Annotated in this window: 20 protein-coding genes and 1 pseudogene; 18 read left to right on the forward strand and 3 right to left on the reverse strand. The window is 38.9% G+C overall.

The window, feature by feature from the left end; genetic code table 11:
* Positions 1-97: 97 nt before the first annotated feature.
* From A5849_RS05640 to A5849_RS05675, 8 genes are all read left to right on the forward strand, one after another.
* Positions 98-406, forward strand: coding sequence for a PspC domain-containing protein (locus A5849_RS05640; protein WP_002292752.1), 309 nt, complete (start codon positions 98-100; stop codon positions 404-406).
* On the forward strand, positions 406-756 hold the full coding sequence (locus tag A5849_RS05645) for a phage holin family protein (RefSeq protein WP_002303620.1): 351 nt from the start codon (positions 406-408) through the stop codon (positions 754-756). The genes A5849_RS05640 and A5849_RS05645 overlap by 1 nt, the downstream gene beginning before the upstream one ends.
* Before the next feature lie 165 nt (positions 757-921).
* Positions 922-1,860: an HPr(Ser) kinase/phosphatase gene (hprK, locus tag A5849_RS05650; protein WP_002289568.1), complete on the forward strand. Its 939-nt coding sequence runs from the start codon at positions 922-924 to the stop codon at positions 1,858-1,860.
* Between the two features lie 14 nt (positions 1,861-1,874).
* Positions 1,875-2,705, forward strand: a complete 831-nt coding sequence (gene lgt, locus A5849_RS05655) for a prolipoprotein diacylglyceryl transferase (RefSeq protein ID WP_002308605.1) — start codon at positions 1,875-1,877, stop codon at positions 2,703-2,705.
* A 43-nt stretch (positions 2,706-2,748) separates the two neighbouring features.
* Positions 2,749-3,774, forward strand: coding sequence for an NAD(P)H-dependent glycerol-3-phosphate dehydrogenase (locus tag A5849_RS05660; protein ID WP_002340896.1), 1,026 nt, complete (start codon positions 2,749-2,751; stop codon positions 3,772-3,774).
* Between the two features lie 14 nt (positions 3,775-3,788).
* The gene (gene galU / locus A5849_RS05665; protein WP_002305573.1) at positions 3,789-4,727 is read left to right on the forward strand and encodes a UTP--glucose-1-phosphate uridylyltransferase GalU; all 939 of its coding nucleotides are present in this window, start codon (positions 3,789-3,791) and stop codon (positions 4,725-4,727) included.
* A gap of 125 nt (positions 4,728-4,852) precedes the next feature.
* A complete protein-coding gene (locus A5849_RS05670) occupies positions 4,853-5,293 on the forward strand; it encodes a DUF948 domain-containing protein (protein WP_002308608.1) in 441 nt (146 codons plus the stop codon).
* A 2-nt stretch (positions 5,294-5,295) separates the two neighbouring features.
* Positions 5,296-5,898: a YtxH domain-containing protein gene (locus A5849_RS05675; RefSeq protein ID WP_002308610.1), complete on the forward strand. Its 603-nt coding sequence runs from the start codon at positions 5,296-5,298 to the stop codon at positions 5,896-5,898.
* A gap of 62 nt (positions 5,899-5,960) precedes the next feature.
* Here the strand turns inward: A5849_RS05675 and A5849_RS05680 are convergent, their stop codons facing one another.
* Positions 5,961-7,064, reverse strand: coding sequence for an aminopeptidase P family protein (locus A5849_RS05680; protein WP_002313499.1), 1,104 nt, complete (start codon positions 7,062-7,064; stop codon positions 5,961-5,963).
* Positions 7,065-7,273: 209 nt separating this feature from the next.
* On the opposite strand from A5849_RS05680, the gene ccpA reads away from it, so the two are divergent.
* The 7 genes and pseudogenes from ccpA to A5849_RS05715 all read left to right on the forward strand — a co-directional run bounded on the left by ccpA (position 7,274) and on the right by A5849_RS05715 (position 11,559).
* The gene (gene ccpA / locus A5849_RS05685) at positions 7,274-8,275 is read left to right on the forward strand and encodes a catabolite control protein A (RefSeq protein WP_002299439.1); all 1,002 of its coding nucleotides are present in this window, start codon (positions 7,274-7,276) and stop codon (positions 8,273-8,275) included.
* A 353-nt stretch (positions 8,276-8,628) separates the two neighbouring features.
* Positions 8,629-9,024, forward strand: coding sequence for a hypothetical protein (locus A5849_RS05690; RefSeq protein WP_025478871.1), 396 nt, complete (start codon positions 8,629-8,631; stop codon positions 9,022-9,024).
* Positions 9,021-9,274, forward strand: a pseudogene (locus A5849_RS05695) (hypothetical protein). Before A5849_RS05690 ends, A5849_RS05695 begins: the two are co-directional and overlap by 4 nt.
* 42 nt (positions 9,275-9,316) lie before the next feature.
* Positions 9,317-9,712, forward strand: a complete 396-nt coding sequence (locus A5849_RS05700; protein ID WP_086309987.1) for a hypothetical protein — start codon at positions 9,317-9,319, stop codon at positions 9,710-9,712.
* Complete coding sequence (locus A5849_RS05705; RefSeq protein WP_086309988.1) at positions 9,709-10,965, forward strand: lipase; 1,257 nt, start codon at positions 9,709-9,711, stop codon at positions 10,963-10,965. Before A5849_RS05700 ends, A5849_RS05705 begins: the two co-directional genes overlap by 4 nt.
* Before the next feature lie 11 nt (positions 10,966-10,976).
* Complete coding sequence (locus A5849_RS05710) at positions 10,977-11,300, forward strand: hypothetical protein (protein ID WP_002348482.1); 324 nt, start codon at positions 10,977-10,979, stop codon at positions 11,298-11,300.
* Complete coding sequence (locus A5849_RS05715; RefSeq protein WP_002314688.1) at positions 11,293-11,559, forward strand: hypothetical protein; 267 nt, start codon at positions 11,293-11,295, stop codon at positions 11,557-11,559. The genes A5849_RS05710 and A5849_RS05715 overlap by 8 nt, the downstream gene beginning before the upstream one ends.
* A gap of 162 nt (positions 11,560-11,721) precedes the next feature.
* Here the strand turns inward: A5849_RS05715 and A5849_RS05720 are convergent, their stop codons facing one another.
* Positions 11,722-14,067 (reverse strand): transglycosylase domain-containing protein, encoded by a 2,346-nt coding sequence (locus A5849_RS05720; protein ID WP_002336551.1) that lies wholly within the window; start codon positions 14,065-14,067, stop codon positions 11,722-11,724.
* A gap of 278 nt (positions 14,068-14,345) precedes the next feature.
* On the opposite strand from A5849_RS05720, the gene A5849_RS05725 reads away from it, so the two are divergent.
* Complete coding sequence (locus A5849_RS05725; protein WP_025478132.1) at positions 14,346-15,248, forward strand: deoxyribonuclease IV; 903 nt, start codon at positions 14,346-14,348, stop codon at positions 15,246-15,248.
* A 210-nt stretch (positions 15,249-15,458) separates the two neighbouring features.
* Positions 15,459-17,234, forward strand: a complete 1,776-nt coding sequence (locus A5849_RS05730; protein ID WP_002320292.1) for a hypothetical protein — start codon at positions 15,459-15,461, stop codon at positions 17,232-17,234.
* A gap of 82 nt (positions 17,235-17,316) precedes the next feature.
* Here the strand turns inward: A5849_RS05730 and A5849_RS05735 are convergent, their stop codons facing one another.
* Positions 17,317-18,903: an Nramp family divalent metal transporter gene (locus A5849_RS05735; RefSeq protein ID WP_002320293.1), complete on the reverse strand. Its 1,587-nt coding sequence runs from the start codon at positions 18,901-18,903 to the stop codon at positions 17,317-17,319.
* A gap of 250 nt (positions 18,904-19,153) precedes the next feature.
* Between A5849_RS05735 and A5849_RS05745 the strand changes: the two genes are divergently transcribed.
* Positions 19,154-19,378 carry a YneF family protein gene (locus A5849_RS05745; RefSeq protein WP_002291670.1) on the forward strand — a complete coding sequence of 75 codons (225 nt, stop codon included), beginning with the start codon at positions 19,154-19,156 and terminating at the stop codon, positions 19,376-19,378.
* Positions 19,379-19,513 lie beyond the last annotated feature (135 nt).

The following is a 19,513-nucleotide window of genomic DNA, read 5'->3' on the forward strand; positions in this document are numbered from 1 at the left end:
GTGCCTTATTGCCGATAGGCTATCTCTTGAACACCGATTAAGAAGAAGGTTGTCACAACGATTTTCTTCATTTAAAATAGTAGAACAGAGGTGAGACATGATGAAAAAAAAGTTGACAAAATCCAATAAAAATGTTGTTTTGACAGGTACTTTAGCAGGGATTGGGGAATATATCGGGATTGATCCCACTGTTATCCGTGTGCTTTATGTATTCCTAAGCTTAGTTGCTTTTGGAAGTCCAATCATTTTATACATTTTATTAGCTTTGATTATCCCATCTGCGCGTTCTGCACGAACAAACTATGGACATAACAATGCATATTATGAAAAAAACAATTATCGTGAACAAACAAAAAAACGCAAAGAAGCGGAAAAAATCGATGATGACGAATGGAGTGACTTTTAATGTCGTACTTTCAGCGTATTTTGGTTAATACGTTAACATTCATATCGTTGGCTGTTCTTTTTCCTGCGATGGTCCATGTGAGCAGTATTTGGACAGCCGTCCTTGCCAGCTTCGTATTATCTGTGTTGAACATGTTTGTCAAACCGATTCTGACGATCCTGTCCCTGCCCTTTACATTAGTCACATTGGGATTGTTTACGTTTGTTATCAATGCAGCGATTCTTAAAATGACTTCCTTTTTTGTAGGAGCAGAACATTTTAGTTTTTCTTCATTTGGTGCAGCGTTATTCGTAGCTATCTTGATGTCACTTGTCAATGTAATCGTTAGTGAACATAACAGCAGAAAATAAAAAAAGCTGTGCCGAGATCTCGGCGCAGCTTTTTTGTTTATAATTAAGAATGCGTTTTCTATTACATTGGTAATTAAATAAAAACGTTTTTTTTAATTGGTAGTACTTTTGGCTAGACAATGATAAAATGGTAGAGAACACTCTAATAGAAATGAGGTAGCATGAATGTCAGAAGTTGTAAAAGTTAGCCAATTAGTAAAAAAATTATCTTTGGAAATCGTCACAGGCGACGAGAAAAGTTTAGACCGCGTCATCGTGACTGGGGACATCTCACGCCCAGGACTAGAGTTGACCGGTTATTTTAATTATTATTCTCATAATCGTTTACAGCTATTTGGCAGTAAAGAAATCAGTTTTGCGGAACGGATGATCCCAGAAGAGCGTTTGATCATCATGAGAAGATTATGTAGTGAAGATATGCCCGCATTTATTATTTCAAGAGGATTGCCGGCTCCGGAAGAAATGATCCAAGCAGCCAATGAAAATGGGATAGCTGTGCTGCGTTCGCCTATCTCAACGTCTCGGCTGCTAGGTGAATTATCTAGTTATTTAGATGGGCGCTTAGCCCCTCGAACAAGTGTCCACGGTGTGTTAGTCGATGTCTACGGATTAGGTGTACTAATTCAAGGGGACAGTGGGATAGGGAAAAGTGAAACGGCGTTGGAACTGATTAAGCGCGGACATCGATTGATCGCAGACGATCGAGTAGATGTCTATCAGCAAGATGAACTGACGGTAATTGGAGAACCTCCTAAAATCCTGGAACATCTGATTGAGATTCGAGGGATCGGGATCATAGATGTAATGAATCTTTTCGGTGCGAGTGCGGTACGAGGCTCTATGCAAGTCCAGTTAGCTGTTTATCTAGAAGCATGGGCGAAAGATAAGAAATACGACCGTTTGGGTTCTGAAGACACGACCGTTGAAATCGCGGAAGTGGGCATTCCACAAATAAAAATCCCTGTCAAAACAGGACGAAACGTTGCAATCATCATTGAAGTAGCCGCGATGAATTTCCGCGCGCGTACAATGGGCTTTGACGCAACGAAAACATTTGAAGAAAGATTAAGTCGCTTGATTGAAGAAAACTCAGGCAATGACTAGCAAGGAGTGACAATATGTTAGCACAAATCAATCGAGTTGCTTTTGAGCTTGTAGGAATTCCTATCTACTGGTATGCATTGATTATCGTATCAGGAATCATTATTGCCATGTGGCTCAGCAGCAGAGAAGCTGTTCGGGTAGGATTAAAAGCAGATGACGTGACAGATTTTATGTTGTGGGGATTGCCGATTTCCATTATTGGTGCCCGTTTGTATTATGTTTTATTCGATCTTCCCCAATATATAGCTGATCCAATCCAAATATTCAATATCCGTTCAGGAGGATTAGCGATTTACGGGGGATTGATTGCAGGTGCAATCACACTGTACTTTTTTACCAAATATCATTTTATTTCTTTGTGGACCTTTTTAGATATCGCTGCACCAAGTGTATTACTGGCGCAGGCAATCGGACGATGGGGAAATTTCATGAACCACGAAGCGTATGGTCCAGACACGACACGAAGTTTCTTAGAAAGTCTGCATTTACCGCAATTCATCATTGATAACATGTATATCGAAGGGATCTATCGACAACCAACCTTTCTTTATGAATCACTTTGGAGTTTGATTGGATTTATTCTGCTTTTGGTTTTGCGGAAGAAACCGCATCTTTTGAAAAAAGGAGAAGTCCTTTTATGTTATCTAATGTGGTATAGTTTCGGACGTTTCTTTATCGAAGGATTACGCACAGACAGCCTTTACTTTTTAGGTGTGATCCGCATTTCTCAATTATTGTCTGCTGTTTTATTTGTCGGCACATTGATTCTGTTTATTTGGCGTAGAAAAAAAGGAAATTTACCGGATTATGACCGCTCATTAGGAAAAAATCAACAAATTATTTGATTTTTAGAGCGTTAAAAATGAAAAAAATTTCAGGAGTGGTAAAATGAATTATAGAGTAGCGGTTTTAGGACCAGGCTCTTGGGGGACTGCTTTAGCACAAGTCCTCGCTGAAAACGGACATGACGTTCGGATTTGGGGACATCGTGCTTCACAAGTAGAAGAAATCAACACCCAACACACCAATCAACGTTATTTACCAGATCATCATCTACCCGATTCCATCCGAGCATTCACCGATATGGAAGATGCAGTAAAAGATGCAGATGCGGTACTATTCGTTATCCCAACGAAAGCGATACGTTCTGTTGCAAAAGAACTAGTTGCCAAATTGAATACGAAGCCAGTGATCATCCACGCAAGTAAGGGATTAGAACAGGGAACGCATAAAAGAATCTCTGAAATCTTGTTAGAGGAAATCCCGACAGAAAAAAGAAAAGCTGTTGCTGTTCTTTCTGGGCCAAGCCATGCGGAAGAAGTAGCAAAGCATGACATTACGACGATCACAGCGGCAAGCACAGATGCAAAAGCAGCAAAATATGTACAAGAGCTGTTCATGAACCATTATTTTCGAATCTATACTAACCCTGATGTGATTGGTGTAGAGATGGGGGCAGCTTTGAAAAATATTATTGCCATTGGAGCTGGTGCTATTCACGGCTTAGGGTTTGGCGATAATGCAAAAGCGGCAATCATGACGCGCGGATTAGCTGAGATCAGCCGTTTAGGTGTAGCAATGGGTGCCAACCCGCTGACCTTTATTGGCTTAAGCGGAGTAGGCGATCTAGTCGTTACTTGCACAAGTGTTCATTCCAGAAACTGGCGCGCAGGCAACTTGTTAGGACAAGGACAGCCTCTAGAAGAGGTGCTAGCCAATATGGGAATGGTCGTTGAAGGTGTGAATACTACTCAAGCAGCGATGGAACTAGCCCAAATGATGGAAATCGAAATGCCCATCACTCAAACAATCTATGAAGTGCTGTATGAACAAAAAGAAATCAAAACAGCCGCAAAAGAAATCATGTTACGTGATGGGAAAAAAGAAAATGAATTCTCATTAACAATTTTTTGAAGGAGCGAATGTATATGAAAGTAAAAAAAGCAGTTATTCCAGCAGCAGGATTAGGAACAAGATTTTTACCAGCAACAAAGGCGATGGCAAAGGAAATGTTGCCAATCGTGGACAAACCAACGATCCAATTCATCGTTGAAGAAGCGTTGAAATCAGGAATCGAAGACATCTTGATCGTTACAGGAAAAGCTAAACGACCAATCGAAGATCACTTTGATTCAAATATCGAATTAGAAACAAACCTAAGTGAAAAAGGAAAAATCGAATTATTGAAATTAGTAGAAGAAACGACAGATGTCAACTTGCATTTCATCCGTCAATCTCATCCAAAGGGGTTAGGACACGCCGTTCTTCAAGCAAGAGCCTTTATTGGAAATGAACCGTTTGTCGTTATGCTAGGCGATGATATCATGGAAGACGAAGTACCATTGACACAGCAATTGATCGATGACTATGAACGTACACACGCTTCTACGATTGCCGTTATGCAAGTTCCTCACGATGAAACTTCAAAATACGGAATTATCAACCCAGGGGAAGTACTGGAAGATGGGTTATACAATGTCAAAAACTTTGTTGAAAAACCAGATCCAAGCAAAGCACCAAGTGATTTAGCTATTATTGGGCGTTACTTATTGACTCCAGAAATCTTTGATGTATTATCAGAACAACAACCAGGTGCTGGAAATGAGATCCAACTAACTGACGCAATCGATACGTTGAATAAAACACAACGCGTATTTGCCCGTAAATTCACAGGTAAACGTTATGACGTTGGTGACAAATTTGGTTTTATGAAAACAAGTATTGAATATGGTCTGACACATCCAGAAGTAGGGGCACCTTTGCGTGAATACATCATGTCTTTAGGTAAAACATTAGAAGCAGAAGGAAGCAAGATCGATCATAATCCAAAAGGAATAACAGAAATCAAAGAAGAAAAGAAAAAATAATCATTTTTTTCTAACGAGCTTCAGCTGCTAATTGAATAAAAAGTAGTTGAAGCTCGTTTTTATTTGTTTAAAAAACACGAAAATGCTATCCTTATAGAAAAGAGAGACAAGAAGGGAGTTTGATCATGTCAGGAGGAGAAATTGCAGGATTGATCGCAGCAATCGCCTTTGCGATACTTGTCGTTTTCATCGTTCGCGTATTGTTGCAAGTTTCCAAAACTTTAGAAAAAGTAGACCAGACTGTCGCAGAAGCAAATACGACAATTGAGATCGTCACACAAGACGTAGATCTTTTATCTAGACAAGTAGAAGGCTTGCTAGTCAAAAGTAATGAGCTGCTCTTGGATATCAATGGAAAAGTCGCAACGATCGATCCATTGTTCACAGCAGTTGCTGATTTAAGTGAAAGTGTATCGGAACTTAATCATTCTAGTAAAAACATCGTGACGAAAGTCGGCGGAATCGGAAAAACGACAGCTAAAGCGACTGTTGCCGGAAAAGTCGGTGGAACAGCGATGAAATTTTTTAAAAACAAAAAACATACTGAAACGACAGGAGGAAAATAAGAATGGCTAAAAAAGGTGGATTTTTATTAGGTGCAGTAGTTGGAGGTACAGCCGCAGCAATCGCCGCATTATTGTTAGCACCCAAATCTGGTAAAGAACTTCGGGATGAATTGGCTGCTCAAGCAGATGATTTGATGGACATGGCTTCAGATTACACAGATATGGCAAAAGAAAAATCATCTGAGTTAACAGGTATTGCAAAAGAAAAAGCGCAAGATCTTTCTCAACAAGCAGGGGATCTAGCAGGCAATGTTAAGCAGAAGGTAAGTGAATCAGCAGAGGAAGCAGGAAGTGAATCAGATGATATCTTGTTAAACCTCAAAGAACAATCAGCTGATTTATCTAATCGTTTCAAAAAAACAGCAGAAGATCTGAAAAAGCCAGCAGACGAATTAGGTAGTATTGCTAAAGATACTTCAGAAGATATCATGATCGATGTAAAAGATGCTGCAGATAAAGCAGGAGAGACGGTCAATGAAGGAATGTCAGAAGCAAAACCAGTTGCAGATGACACAAAAGAAATGTTGAAAATGGCAAAAGAAGATGCAAAAGAAGCTAAAAAAGAAATGAAAGATACAATGACAGATTCGACTACCAATCACTAAGATTACTCATTTCTAGAATAAAAAAGGTGAGAGCGGACCAGCTCTCACCTTTTTTATTTTCATTACTCTAAAACAAGTAATTCTTTTGGTGTAGTCGTGAATGGCACACAACCATCACTTGTCACATACACACAATCTTCGATACGTACCCCTACTTTTTCAGGAATATAGATTCCTGGTTCAAGAGAGAAGCACATCCCTTCTTCAATCACTAAGTCGTTTCCTTCTACAAGAGAAGGGAATTCGTGGACGGTTGTTCCGATTCCGTGACCTAAACGGTGATTGAAATATTCGCCGTAGCCATAGCTGTTGATCACGTTTCGTGCGATTTGATCAAGTTCACCTGCTGTCACACCTGGGCGAACTGCCTCTTGTGCGGCAAGCTGTGCTTCAAGAGTGATGTTATAGATTTTTTCTTGGAATTCAGTTGGTTTTTGATAAGCAACTGTACGAGTAGCATCACTGCAATAGCCATTCCAAATAACGCCAAGATCGAATAACACTAGTTCATTTGGTGAAACCTTCGTGCTTCCTGGTGTACCATGAGGGCTTGCAGCATTTGCTCCTGCAAGGACTAATGTGTCGAAAGACATTTGTGAAACACCTTGTTTTTTTAATTGGTATTCGATTTCTGCGATAATTGCTTGTTCAGTTACGCCTTCTTTTACTGTTTTGAAGCCAATTTCAAAGGCAACATCGGCCCATTTACCAGCTTCGATCAGTTTGTCTTTTTCTTCTACCGTTTTGATCAGTTGCAGACGCTGGATAATAGAAGTTAGATCGGTGTAAGAATCTGTACCTGTCAAGATATCAGAGATAGCATCGAAGCGATCGACAGTCAGAGCATTCTTTTCAATACCTACATTACCAGGTTGCCCATAGCGTGCGCGAAGCTCTTTTCCGATGATCTCCCAAGGGTTTTCGCTGTCTAAGTAGCCACGTACATCGTACGCCCAGCTGCTGTTTTGAGCATCTTCAACTTCCAGAGCAGGAGTGAAAAGGAAAGGATCTTGTTCCAGAGGGATAAAAAGAGCTAGTACACGCTCGTGAGGATCACTTTCATATCCGGAAAAGTAAGCGATGTGGCCAGGGTCGCTGATATAAGCCAATTCTACTTGGTGTTGTGCCATCCATTGACGTAGTTCATTGATTTTTACGTTATTCATTTGGCAACCTACTTTCTAAATTAATTTTGTATTCAATAATTGTACCACTGATTGATTAAAAGACCAACGTTCTTAAAACTGAAAAAAGTAAAAATTTTCATGAAAACAGAGATAAAACGGTTGCAATTGTTGAGATTATTTGATATCCTATTTTAGAAATGTAAGACGTATTTTCAGAAAACATATAAAATATGAATAGGAGAACACAAATGGAAAAGCAAACAATCACTATCTATGATGTAGCGAGAGAGGCAAATGTTTCGATGGCTACTGTTTCACGTGTCGTAAATGGCAATCCAAACGTCAAACCAGCAACAAGAAAAAAAGTCTTGGAAGTTATCGATCGCTTGGATTATCGTCCAAATGCAGTCGCACGTGGCTTGGCAAGTAAGAAAACAACAACAGTTGGGGTAATCATTCCTGATGTCAGCAATATGTTCTTTGCCTCTTTAGCACGTGGTATCGACGATGTGGCAACAATGTACAAATACAATATCATCTTAGCAAACTCAGATGGCAACGATCAAAAAGAAGTCAATGTATTGAATAATTTATTGGCTAAGCAAGTGGACGGCGTGATCTTTATGGGTCACCATATCACAGACGAAATCCGTGGAGAATTTTCACGTTCAAAAACGCCTGTTGTACTAGCCGGTTCCATTGATCCAGATGAACAAGTAGGTAGCGTAAACATTGATTATGTATCAGCAACAAAAGATGCAGTAAATAAATTAGCAAAAAACGGCAATAAAAAAATCGCTTTTGTCAGCGGTGCGCTGATTGATCCTATCAATGGCCAAAACCGTTTGAAAGGCTATAAAGAAGCATTAAGCGAAAACAATCTACCATATAGCGAAGGATTAATCTTTGAGGCACAATACAACTTTAAAGATGGTCTGTCTCTAGTTGACCGGATCCATAATAGCGGTGCAACAGCTGTCTATGTTTCAGACGATGAATTAGCCATTGGTATCTTGGATGGTTTATTAGACCGTGGCGTAAAAGTACCAGAAGAATTCGAAATCATCACAAGCAACAATTCTTTACTGACAGAAGTAGCTCGTCCTCGTTTGACAAGTATCACACAACCATTATACGATTTAGGAGCGGTATCCATGCGCCTATTGACGAAAATGATGAATAAAGAAGAAGTCGAAGAAAAAACGATTATCTTGCCTTATGGAATCGAAGAAAAAGGATCAACTAAATAATAAAAGATCAATCATTTAAAGGTTGTTCCAAAAGTGGTCAACTTCTGGAACAACCTTTATACGAGAAAAGGGGTTATGACAAAATTTTGTCATAACCCTTTTTTTTGTGACTTTAAAAAAAAGAGAGAATGGCGGAAACAAACCTTACGTCCATCGTATACGACACAATCTGTGCGTAGATGCTACATTTTGTTCACTACTATCAAAATTACTTTAAAATGAAAACGTGATAAAAAAGAAAGTAGAAAAGTAGATAAGTAACTCTAAAAAATTCAAAAAATTCCAGGCTCGATTGCGTACTTATCTTAAAGGAGAAACAATCCATCATACATAGCCCGAAAGGAGACTTCTATTTGCCTAAGAAAAGACGAAAGACCATAGTCATCATTTTGACCATTCTTACTATAGGAATCGGAGGGAAATTTTACATGGACAAAAGAGAAGTGCAAAGACAGAAAGATTTACTCGCAGTAGAAAAACAGTCCGTCAAAGTTCTGAAAAATACCTTTGCGGATATCAAGGAAGTGAAGGTAGAAGAATTTAAAAAAAACCCTGTTACCGGAAGTTATGGTGCACTTGTGACAATGACAAATAATGAAGGGAAATCTGTTTATTTTGATTATAGTTTTTGGAAGGAGAGAAATGAACTTGGTGGTTTTGGCATTGAGAACAGAGCGGTACAAAAGACAGGAGTCACTATAAAAAGAGTAAAAGTAATTTTTTCTAACGGACAGGAGGAGTTAGTATGACAATAAACGATAAGCATTACAATGATATTAGTGAGAAGGTTTATTGGCTAGATCCCAAATATCCCCGCTACAATGAGGGATACAAAAAGAACTCTGTTAAAGAATTTGCTGGTATGGAATTTCAAATCTTACAAATCAAAGACTCATTGGACGGCATGCAGGCGATGGCTGTAGCGCCAATCGTCCATAGCAAATTGGAGAAAAATTTCAAAAATAAAAAATTCCTGCAAACTTTCGCGTACTTAAATAATAAAGGTATCAATACTTACATAAAAAGAAAGGAGGCACGTTCTTGCCCCGGAAAATAAGAAAATTCAGCTTAGCCATTTTGTTAATCGTCATATTAGGAATCGGAGGGAAAGTCTATATGGACAAAAGAGAAGTGCAAAAACAGCAAGATTTACTCGCAGTAGAAAAACAGTCCGTCAAAGTTCTGAAAAATACCTTTGCGGATATCAAGGAAGTGAAGATTAACGAAGCAGGAAAAAATGAAAAAACTGGTTCTTACGGAATGCATATAACGCTAATAACTATTAATAACGAAACAGTATCTTTCTCGTATACGTTTTGGAAAGAGCAAAACAAAATCGGGAGTTATAGTATAGAAAATAGAAATATACAAAAAAAGGGAATCACTAAAGAAAAAGTAAAAGTTACTTATACAAATAAAGAGGAGGAACTAGTTTGACTATAACTGAAGAATTCTATCGGGAGTTAAGTGACAAGGTTTATTGGCTAGATCCTAAACATTCAAAATATGAGCCTGATTTAAAAATTAATAGTGAGTGGGATTTTGCGGGTGTTGAATTTAAAATCCTACAAATCAAAGACTCATTGGACGGCATGCAGGCGATGGCTGTAGCGCCAATCAAGAACGGTAAAGTGGATATTTCTCAAGTAGTGATTGCTTTTGCAGGAACGAACTTAAGCGATTGGAAAGATTTGGAAACGGATGCAAGAAGTGTTATGAATCTCTATGGGAATAGACCAGGAGCAAGTTTTTCTGAAAAAGCAACAACAAACAAGATTTTATCCGTTAGTGGATTGAAAACAGCGGGGCAAATCAATTCAGCGATTGCATTTGCTAATGAAGTAAAAAAGGAATATGGAGAAGCTGCTATTTCTACTACCGGCCATTCATTAGGTGGATTCTTAGCATTATATGTAGCAGCAGAGAAACAATGGAAAAATGTCGGCTTCAACGGGCCGGACCCGTATGATCTCTTATCACCAGAAGCAAAAAAATGGGTGGAAGAAAATCCCGGTATGCTCACCAATTACCGAAATCACGCCGATTTTATCGGTAATTTTGGTGGTAATGGCACAGGTGCTGAAGTTCGGATCAGTATGGAAACAGCATTCTTGAATCTGCTTGCTTCCCACAGTTTAACCTCTTGGAAGTTTGATGAAAATGGAAAGCTGATTATTCCTGAAAATGAAAACAATGTTAAAGCTCGAAAACAACAGAAAGAAAACCAAGCGACCCAGTTGTTTTCCTATCAGTTGCAAGAACTGAACAACATACGTAAAAAACTACGATTAAGTGGCGGCCGGCTGACAGTTAATGAACAAATTTACTTAGATGACACACAAGCTAGGTTAGTAGTGGAAAAGTTATCGGCAAAAATGAAAAGCGCTATGGAAGAAGTTATCCGCATCAATCAAAGAGGAATTTTTGAGCTAGAGAAAAAATGGCAAGAAGGCTTGCGGCAAGCACGTGTTGTCGCCCCTTCGTTGACTGAACAGGAAATCATAGAAGCATTAGCTAGTGTGGGCGCCACAAAAGAAAACTTAGTCGATTCTGCGAAAGAAGTCTATCTGCTACGAATCAATAAGGCAAGACGTATGGGGGAGGCCTTTGATACATTGGCGAAGGAGAACCAAGACAAAATCAATGAAATCGTGGCACGAGATCGAGAATTAGCACAGCAATTCAATTAAAGGAGAAGTAGATGAAACTAGAAGAATTGGAAAGAGATTATCGAAGTGAACGAAGACAATTAGAAGCTCAAGAAGATGAATTGATCCACTTTAAGAATCAAGGATTACGATTGATGGAGCAAGAGGAGCAGCGACTGCATCATGTATTAAAGAACTTAGCTTTAGATAATGAGCCTCTGTTTCAAGCAAGACGAAGTTATTCGAATTATCAGGAGCATTATCAACAAGCCCTACAAGTAGAACGACGAATACTCTATCAGCAGCAAGATGAACTAGAACGTTCCTATCGTCAAAAAATCAGACAAATAACTATGGAGAAATCATCTTATGAATGAATTTTTAATGCAATTACTAAAAGAATTAGAGAAAAATCTACATCGATCAAATGTACGTTCAGTTGGTATGGGGATATCTCAGCAAATTTGGGCAGAAAAACGATTGACAGATCAAAACTACCAAATGACTGCAGAAGAAGCTGCTCAAGAATTTTCTAACCGACATGTACACTTGAAAGAATCAGTAAAAGGGCAATTTGCAGAAAAACTAACCGAATTATTCCAAAGACAAGAAAAGAAATTAAAACAGTTTCGTTAGTAAAGTTATGTAGAAAAATTTTGTGAAAATGGCTTTTCACATTTTTACATAAATTTGTCTTAATATCGTAGATGCAAGCTTTTGAACACCATTTATTCGGAAAAAGGGAGCTGTGACAAGATTTTTGTCGCAGCTCCCTTTAATTCTGATTAATCTATTAGATCAATCATCTTTATCGTCTGATTCTTTGGTCTCTGGATTCGCTCTAGCATAAGCTGAAGCGGTGTTCCAGTAATCTGTATAGTTTTCATCAGTACCGCCAACGCCGAATTTAAAGGCGCTTTTCTTCGGACCATTTTTTGCCCAAAGTGATTCCACTGTTTTTCCTGGCGTTTGGATAGATTTTTTATTGACAGTAACTTTTCCAGCTGTTTGTCCTGTGAACCCAGATACTTTTTTCTTCATCACATCGGATGATAAGTCAAATTTCTCATCAGTGCCGAAAATCTCAGGGTTTGCTTGGTAAGCTTGATTGATTAGATTGGCAAGATAATTAGCCGAACGTATCCTTGCTTGGCTGTCCATTCCAGTATTGTCATCGTGTCCTGCCCAACTACTGATAGTGATAGACGGAGTAGAGACGATCAGCCATGAATCTCGGTATTCGTTGGTAGAACCAGTTTTTCCAACCCAATCTGCTTTTCCTAGATTTCCGTTTAAGCTTGAGATGACATCTTTGAATGGTGTAGTGATTTTTTCATTGATCACACTGCGCATCATGTCATTCATGATCGATGCCGTTGCTTCGGAATAAATACGGACAGAATTACTTTCATGTTTATAAATCACATTACCTGCATTATCTGTGATGGAATCAATGATATAGCCTTCTTCGTAGACGCCACCATTTGCTAAGGCCTGGAATCCATTTGTCTGTTGAAGCGTCGTTACATCTACTGTCCCTAAAGGAGCAGATTCAACGCCCCAATTATCATTTGCTGGGTAGTTCATCTTCGCCAAGTAGTGCTCGTAAGCATATTGTTTCGATCCACCGGAATTCAATACGTCTTGGTATAAGTGATAAGCTGGGATATTGTTGGACCATTCCAGTGACTCACGGACGGTTTGGAAGGTGTTCGACCCTTCATTGGTCGCATTGACGATTTTCTCGCCAGCATTTTCTCCTTCTTGCCAAGTCGTTGCATAATCTGATACACGGGATTCTGATCCGACAAGTCCCATATCGATTGCAGGACCGTAAACAAGAACCGGTTTGATGGATGAACCAGCTTGACGTTCTGTATCAAAGGCGTGGTTATTTTGATTCTGGCTGTAATTCCGGCCACCCACGAATCCATAGATACGTCCGGTTCTGTTATCCATCAATACATTTCCAGTCTCCACTTGGCTACCAGCACCATCATCTAACATATAGCCGTAATTTTCTACGCCGGTTTGCAATGCAGCATAGATATCTTTATCGATCGTCGAATGGATCGTATATCCTTTGTTTTGGATCGTTTGCTGTGCTTTTTGATAATAAGCTTCACTGACCGATGAATCTGACATATCAGCATTATCTTTTTCTGCCAATTGTTGTGCAATAATCCTTGTTGCTTCGTTCATCACGGTATAATACAAGAATTCTCTGTCAGTCTGTTCCGCGATTTGTTGTGGGAGAAAGTCTTTTGTAAGATCATAGGCTTTCGCTTCTTCGTATTGTTCTTTCGTAATTTGTCCTTCACGGTACATACTGAATAAAACAAAATCTTTTCTGGCAAGACCGGCAGAAAGATCTTCTTTTAGCGCGCCTGTATTCGTGTATGGACTATACGTGATAGGGCTTTGAGGCAAACCAGCGATATAAGCAGCTTGTGGCAGAGTCACATCTTTTGCATCTACACCAAAGATTCCTCTTGCAGCTTCCTGGACTCCAGCAATATTTTGCCCCTTATTATTCCGACCAAATGGCGAGACATTCAAATACGTAGCAATGATCTCATCTTTTGAAAAGTGTTTTTCTACTTGTGCAGAAAGAACGATCTCGTTTGCTTTACGTTTGAAAGTTGTTTCATCGGTTAGGATCTGTTGTTTGACTAATTGCTGTGTCAAAGTGGATCCTCCAGACGAGCCGATGCCAGTAGCTTCTGAAACTAATGCTCGTAAAACAGCTTTAGGGACATAACCTTGGTGTTTATCGAAGTATTCATCTTCTGTACTGATAATCGCGGTTTTCAATAAAGGTGAAATCTTATCAGATGAAATAGTCGTCCGCATCAGATCTGTCTGGATTTTTGATATCTCTGTATTATCTGCATAAACAATCTTTGACGTTTCCGTAATGTTTCCTAGTTCTGTCTGCAGTTCTTTTTTAGTCGGCAATTGTGTGTCTTCGACAAGATAGGCAAAGTAGCCAGCACCTATTCCGATACCTAGAGCTGCGAACAACAAAAGAAGAACAGTAATAAAAACAGTCAATGATTGAAACACTCTAAAAATAATCTTAGGAACAAACCATTTTTCTTTTTTTCTTCTATTCTGTTTTTTTCGAGTATTTTTGCGTGGCAAAAGGGTCACCTCAACTAATGGTTTTATTTCGCTAATTATAGCAAATAATAGGACAAAAAAACAGACAAGGCTGTTTTTGACAGGAATTTCTTTTTCGAATGAGATAAAACGTGAGGAAATGATCTTTTTTATGAAAGAGTTCTTAAGCTTTTCTTTAGAGAAAATTTCAGTTACTATGGAGAACAGGGCAAAGAAAAACAAACCATTTTCTTTGTACATCATCTTACCAATATACAGGAATTGTCCGAAACAATTGCCTTTCAAGGAGGAATCCATCCATGTTATTAGGCTCACACGTCAGCATGAGCGGAAAGAAAATGCTGTTAGGCGCGGCAGAAGAAGCAGCCAGTTACGGATCTTCGACCTTTATGATCTATACAGGCGCTCCTCAAAATACTAGAAGAAAAGCTATCGAAGAGATGAATATTGATGCCGGAAAAGCATTTATGGCAGAAAACGGACTAACAAATATCGTCGTTCATGCGCCCTATATCATTAATTTGGGAAATACGATCAAACCAGAAATGTTTCCATTTGCTGTACAATTTCTGAGAGAAGAGATTGTTCGTGCGGAAGCTTTAGGTGCTACTCAAATTACCCTTCACCCAGGCGCTCATGTAGGAGCAGGGGCAGAAGCTGGGATTGCTAGAATTATTGAGGGTTTGAATGAAGTTTTGACAAAAGAACAGACGACACAGATCGCTTTGGAAACGATGGCAGGGAAAGGTACGGAAATCGGTCGAACATTTGAGGAACTAGCGCAAATCATCGATGGAGTAAAATTGAATGAAAAATTATCTGTTACTTTTGATACATGTCATACGAATGATGCCGGATATAATATAAAAGAAGATTTTTCAGGTGTAATGGAAGAGTTTGATAAGGTCATCGGATTAGATCGACTCAAAGTACTCCATATCAACGATTCTAAAAATCCACAAGGTTCTCATAAAGATCGGCATGCCAATATCGGTTTTGGAACAATTGGATTTGACACATTGAACAAAATCGTCCATGATCCAATGTTTGACAACATTTCGAAAATCTTAGAAACTCCATATGTCGGTAAAGATAAAAAGAAAGCTTACGCACCATATGGAAAAGAAATTGCCATGTTCAAAGCGCAAGCATTCGATCCCGAAGTGTTCCCTGAGTTATTAGCAGAAGAAGTCACACTTTAAGTTTTCTATCTGACAGCAACAAAAAAGGATTGGGCAGTCTGCCTTGTCCTTTTTTGTTTAAGAAACAAAGGAGTGCTTTTTGCAGTCGTTTTCGCCATGCTCCTTTCGCCCCCTCTTTTTAAATTCAGACAAACAGGGTATACTGATAGAAAAGTAAAAAACGAAAAGATTCACAAGCAAGTAGCAAAACGTGATTGAAAGGACGAAAAGATGCTGAACACTTTAAACCCCTTGATCAACCAGCTAAAAAAGAAACATACATACTTTATTCTTGGCATAGCCGTATTATTTACAATTATTCGGTTGTATTTATATAGTAAAGCAATCTATGGAACAGATATGTCGGCAACCTATGATGATCAGCTGCTGATTCACTATGCTCAAAATATTTTGGATGGTAAATGGCTAGGGGAGTACACGACTACGACACTTTCAAAAGGGATCTCCTACAGCTTGTTTTTAGTACTTGCACATAAACTGCATCTTTCTTATGCAGTTTTGTTCGGCATGTTCAGTATTCTTGCCAGCATATTGGTTGCACTAGCGTTTAAACCGATCGTGAAGAACAAGTATCTTCTTTTAAGTATCTATTTTTATTTTTTGTTTTCTCCGATTAGTTTTACACATGAGTATTCCACTCGAACGTATCGTAATGCTCTCGTGATCCCGGCTGTTGAGATCATTATCGCTTGTTTACTAGCTATTTATTACCGTAAATATAGTTCCAGTAAAAAATTGCTGCCGTGGTTTTTAGGGCTGGCTGTTTCTTTTCCTTTCTTTTGGTTCATTCGCGAAGATTCCATCTGGCTTCTTCCTTTTACTGTAGTCGCGTTAGGCATCAGTTTCGTTCAGATCTTGCTAGGACAAGACTTTTCTTTCAAAGAAGCAAAGAAGTTAAAAGAACGACCATTTCTCCTTTCGAAACAAGAATGGCTGAAACTTTCATTGTTTTTACTCCCTCTAGTCGGTTTCTCCATCGTCTATCAGTGGATCGAATATAAAAACGAGACAACATATGGTATTGCCACCATCAATGACCGTTCGAGTGGCGAATTTGGACGTTTGATGAAACAGCTGATCCGAATAGATGACGAAACGAACTTAAATAAAGAAAACAGTGAGATATGGGTCTCGCATGCTGCATTAAATAAAGCATTAGACGCATCTCCTACATTTCATACTGTTTCTACTCGTATTGACGAATTGTATACGACTCATGCGTGGACCCAAGGTGGAAAAGTAAAAGAATTACCAGGAGATATCATTTTTTGGGCATTGCGAGATGTGGTAAGCGAATCTGGTTATTACCAAAACAATGCAAAAGAAACCAATGATTTTTGGAAAAAAGTCAATCAAGAATTAGAAGAAGCCTATCAAAAGGGAACTATTAAAAAGAAAAAAGAATTCTATCTGATGGGATCAGGGGATGGAAAGACGATGAATGATCTGCCAATCGTATTTGCTTTTCTGAAATCAGGATATGCCTATGCATGGCGATACAAAGATTTCCATCAAGGGGGGAATTATAGTTTCGGGACGCAAGAACAAGTCGAACAGGCACAAGAACTATTGAATCTTCCACTAATGGATAATTGGATCGATAGCAGTGATCCGAGAACACCTGATTTCCAGTTGACAAAAACAGCAAAAGTCGCGAATGTCATGATAAAAATTTACCAAGTTCTGGCTATTCCCGTGCTGATTGCTTCAATAGCAGGGATATTACTTATGATACTAGGAACCGTATTTGCAAAAGCTGATCGTGCCTATTATAGTTCCTCTTTGATTGTAGTCACCGGATTAATACTGACACAATTGGTTTTTCTTTTCGGCGTCTCGTGGTTTTGTTCTTATGCGCCAGAAAAAAAGGATTATTTTTTAAGTGTCTACACTGGCGCAGGTGTGCCATTAACGCAATTCATCGTAGTAACAAGCATGCTAGTTTTCAGTAAATTGAATCTGAAAAAAGCTTTATCTTCTAAATAAAAACATACTAAGAGTAGAGGGGAACATCATTCGTCAATGATGTTCCCCTCTACTCTTAGTATGTGTGTAAAAGAATCAGTTTCTATTCGATTTCTTCTATCGTTTCTTGCAAACGCTGTTCATATTTTTTGTTTCCTTTATATAAATCACCAATCGTCCATGCCAACAGGAGAAGGACAAGAACAATGATTACATAAGCGATTTGATCAGCCAATGCTAGTTGAGCTGAGGTGGCTTGCTCGCCGAAGAAACTTTCGATTTGACCTGGTAATCCTCGTAAGTTCAAATAAGTCAGACTAATCACAGAGAACCAGCCAAGTAGTTTTACAACAAATGAATTTTTGAATCGGCTCCCCATCTCCGCTTGGCTATTGGTCATCATCAGTAAAGGAATCATCGAGAATGGCAATGCAAAAGCCAGAAAAACTTGGGATTCATTCATCAAGTTATTCAAAGCGGTATGTTCTTCAATCGTTCCTTTTGTACTTGTAAACAAAACACAAATCAATACAGGAATCACAGAAAGCAATCGTGTGACTAGTCTTCTTAGCCAAATCGGGATACGCATATGGATGAAGCCTTCCATGATGACTTGACCGGTCAACGTACCAGTAATAGTAGAGTTCTGGCCAGAAGCAAGAAGTGCTACAGCAAATAAAGTAGACAAGATACCAGATTTTGCTACAGCAATCAAGATACCATTGCTCATAGCTGATGGATCAGATAAAGCTTCATACAGACCAAAAAAGGAAGGATCTTGGACAGAACCGGTTTTGAATACAGCGACACCCATGATCAATAGCAGTGCATTGACTAGAAAAGCCATTGACAACTGGATATTAGAATCCCAAGTAGAAAAGCGTACCGCTTGTGCTACATCTTCTTCGTCTTGGTGATCGATCTTCCGAGTTTGAGAAACTGCTGAATGAAGATATAAGTTATGCGGCATGACTGTTGCACCAATAATCCCTAAAGCTCCAGTCAGCGGAGTTTCACCGCCGATGACCGGTGAGTCTGAGAATGTATGACTGTTAGGGATAAAGCCGGCAAACAAACTGTGCCAATCAGGGTTAGACAAGCCAACTTGATAGACGAAAACGAATAAAATGACGAAAATCAAGCAGACAACCAAAGCTTCGATTTTACGAAACCCGACTTTTGTCAGCAATAAGAGGACGAAAACATCTAACACAGTGATAAATACGGCAATCACTAATGGAATATCAAAAAGCAGGTAGAGGGCGATTGCTGCACCAATGACTTCTGCGATGTCTGTTGCCATAATGGCTAATTCAGTCAAGATCCATAAAATGACACCCAATGTCTTACTTGTCCGTGCTCGGATTGCTTGGGCCAAATCCATTTGGGTCACGATTCCTAATTTTGCTGCCATATATTGTAAAAGCATAGCAATCAGACTAGACATCAAAATAACTGACATCAATAAATATTGGAAATTTTGTCCACCAGTGATCGAAGTGGACCAGTTACCTGGATCCATATAACCCACTGCTACTAATGCACCTGGTCCAGAGTAAGCAAGAAGTGTTTTAAAAAAACTTTTTCCCTTGGGTACATCCACTGTCCCATTTACTTCAGCTAAAGATAAACCATTTGTATGTTCAATAAGTCGATGCTTATGAAATTGTTTGTTGGATTGATTATTCAAGAAAAAACCACCTTTCCTATTTATCTACGATTACATTCTACACCTCAGAAAGAAAAAATTAAAGAAAAAGATTCGGTATACCTAATTTTTTTTCGTGGCGTGTCTTGCTGGTTGATGAAAGAAATTTTGTTCTTCTCTAAAAAAACCACTATTTTTTGCATGAAACTAAAGAATACGCCTTTCTTTTTTCAATAAACTTTAGTAAAATAAATCATTGAGAGCAATTCGGAAATAGAAAGGAGAGATTTATATGGTATCAACAGGTATTGTCGTACTTATTGCTATTATTGCTTTGCTAATCGGCGCAGTAGGTGGCTTTTTCCTAGCGCGTAAATATATGAAAGACTATTTAGAAAAAAATCCTCCCGTTAATGAGGACATGTTGCGATCAATGATGATGTCAATGGGGCAAAAACCATCTGAGAAGAAAATTCGCCAGATGATGCAGCAAATGAAGAACCAAGGGAAAAAATAGGTTCTGACCCAAAGACTTTTTGCGGGCTGATTTTTTCAGTCCGTTTTTTATTTCGTAATTTGTTAGACTATTCAGACTATTCAGCAAAAAAGACAAGCACAGACAATCCTATGCTCTTGATAAAGACAAAGGAGG

The organism is Enterococcus sp. 10F3_DIV0382, assembly GCF_002140245.1.
Classification (GTDB): domain Bacteria; phylum Bacillota; class Bacilli; order Lactobacillales; family Enterococcaceae; genus Enterococcus_B; species Enterococcus_B lactis.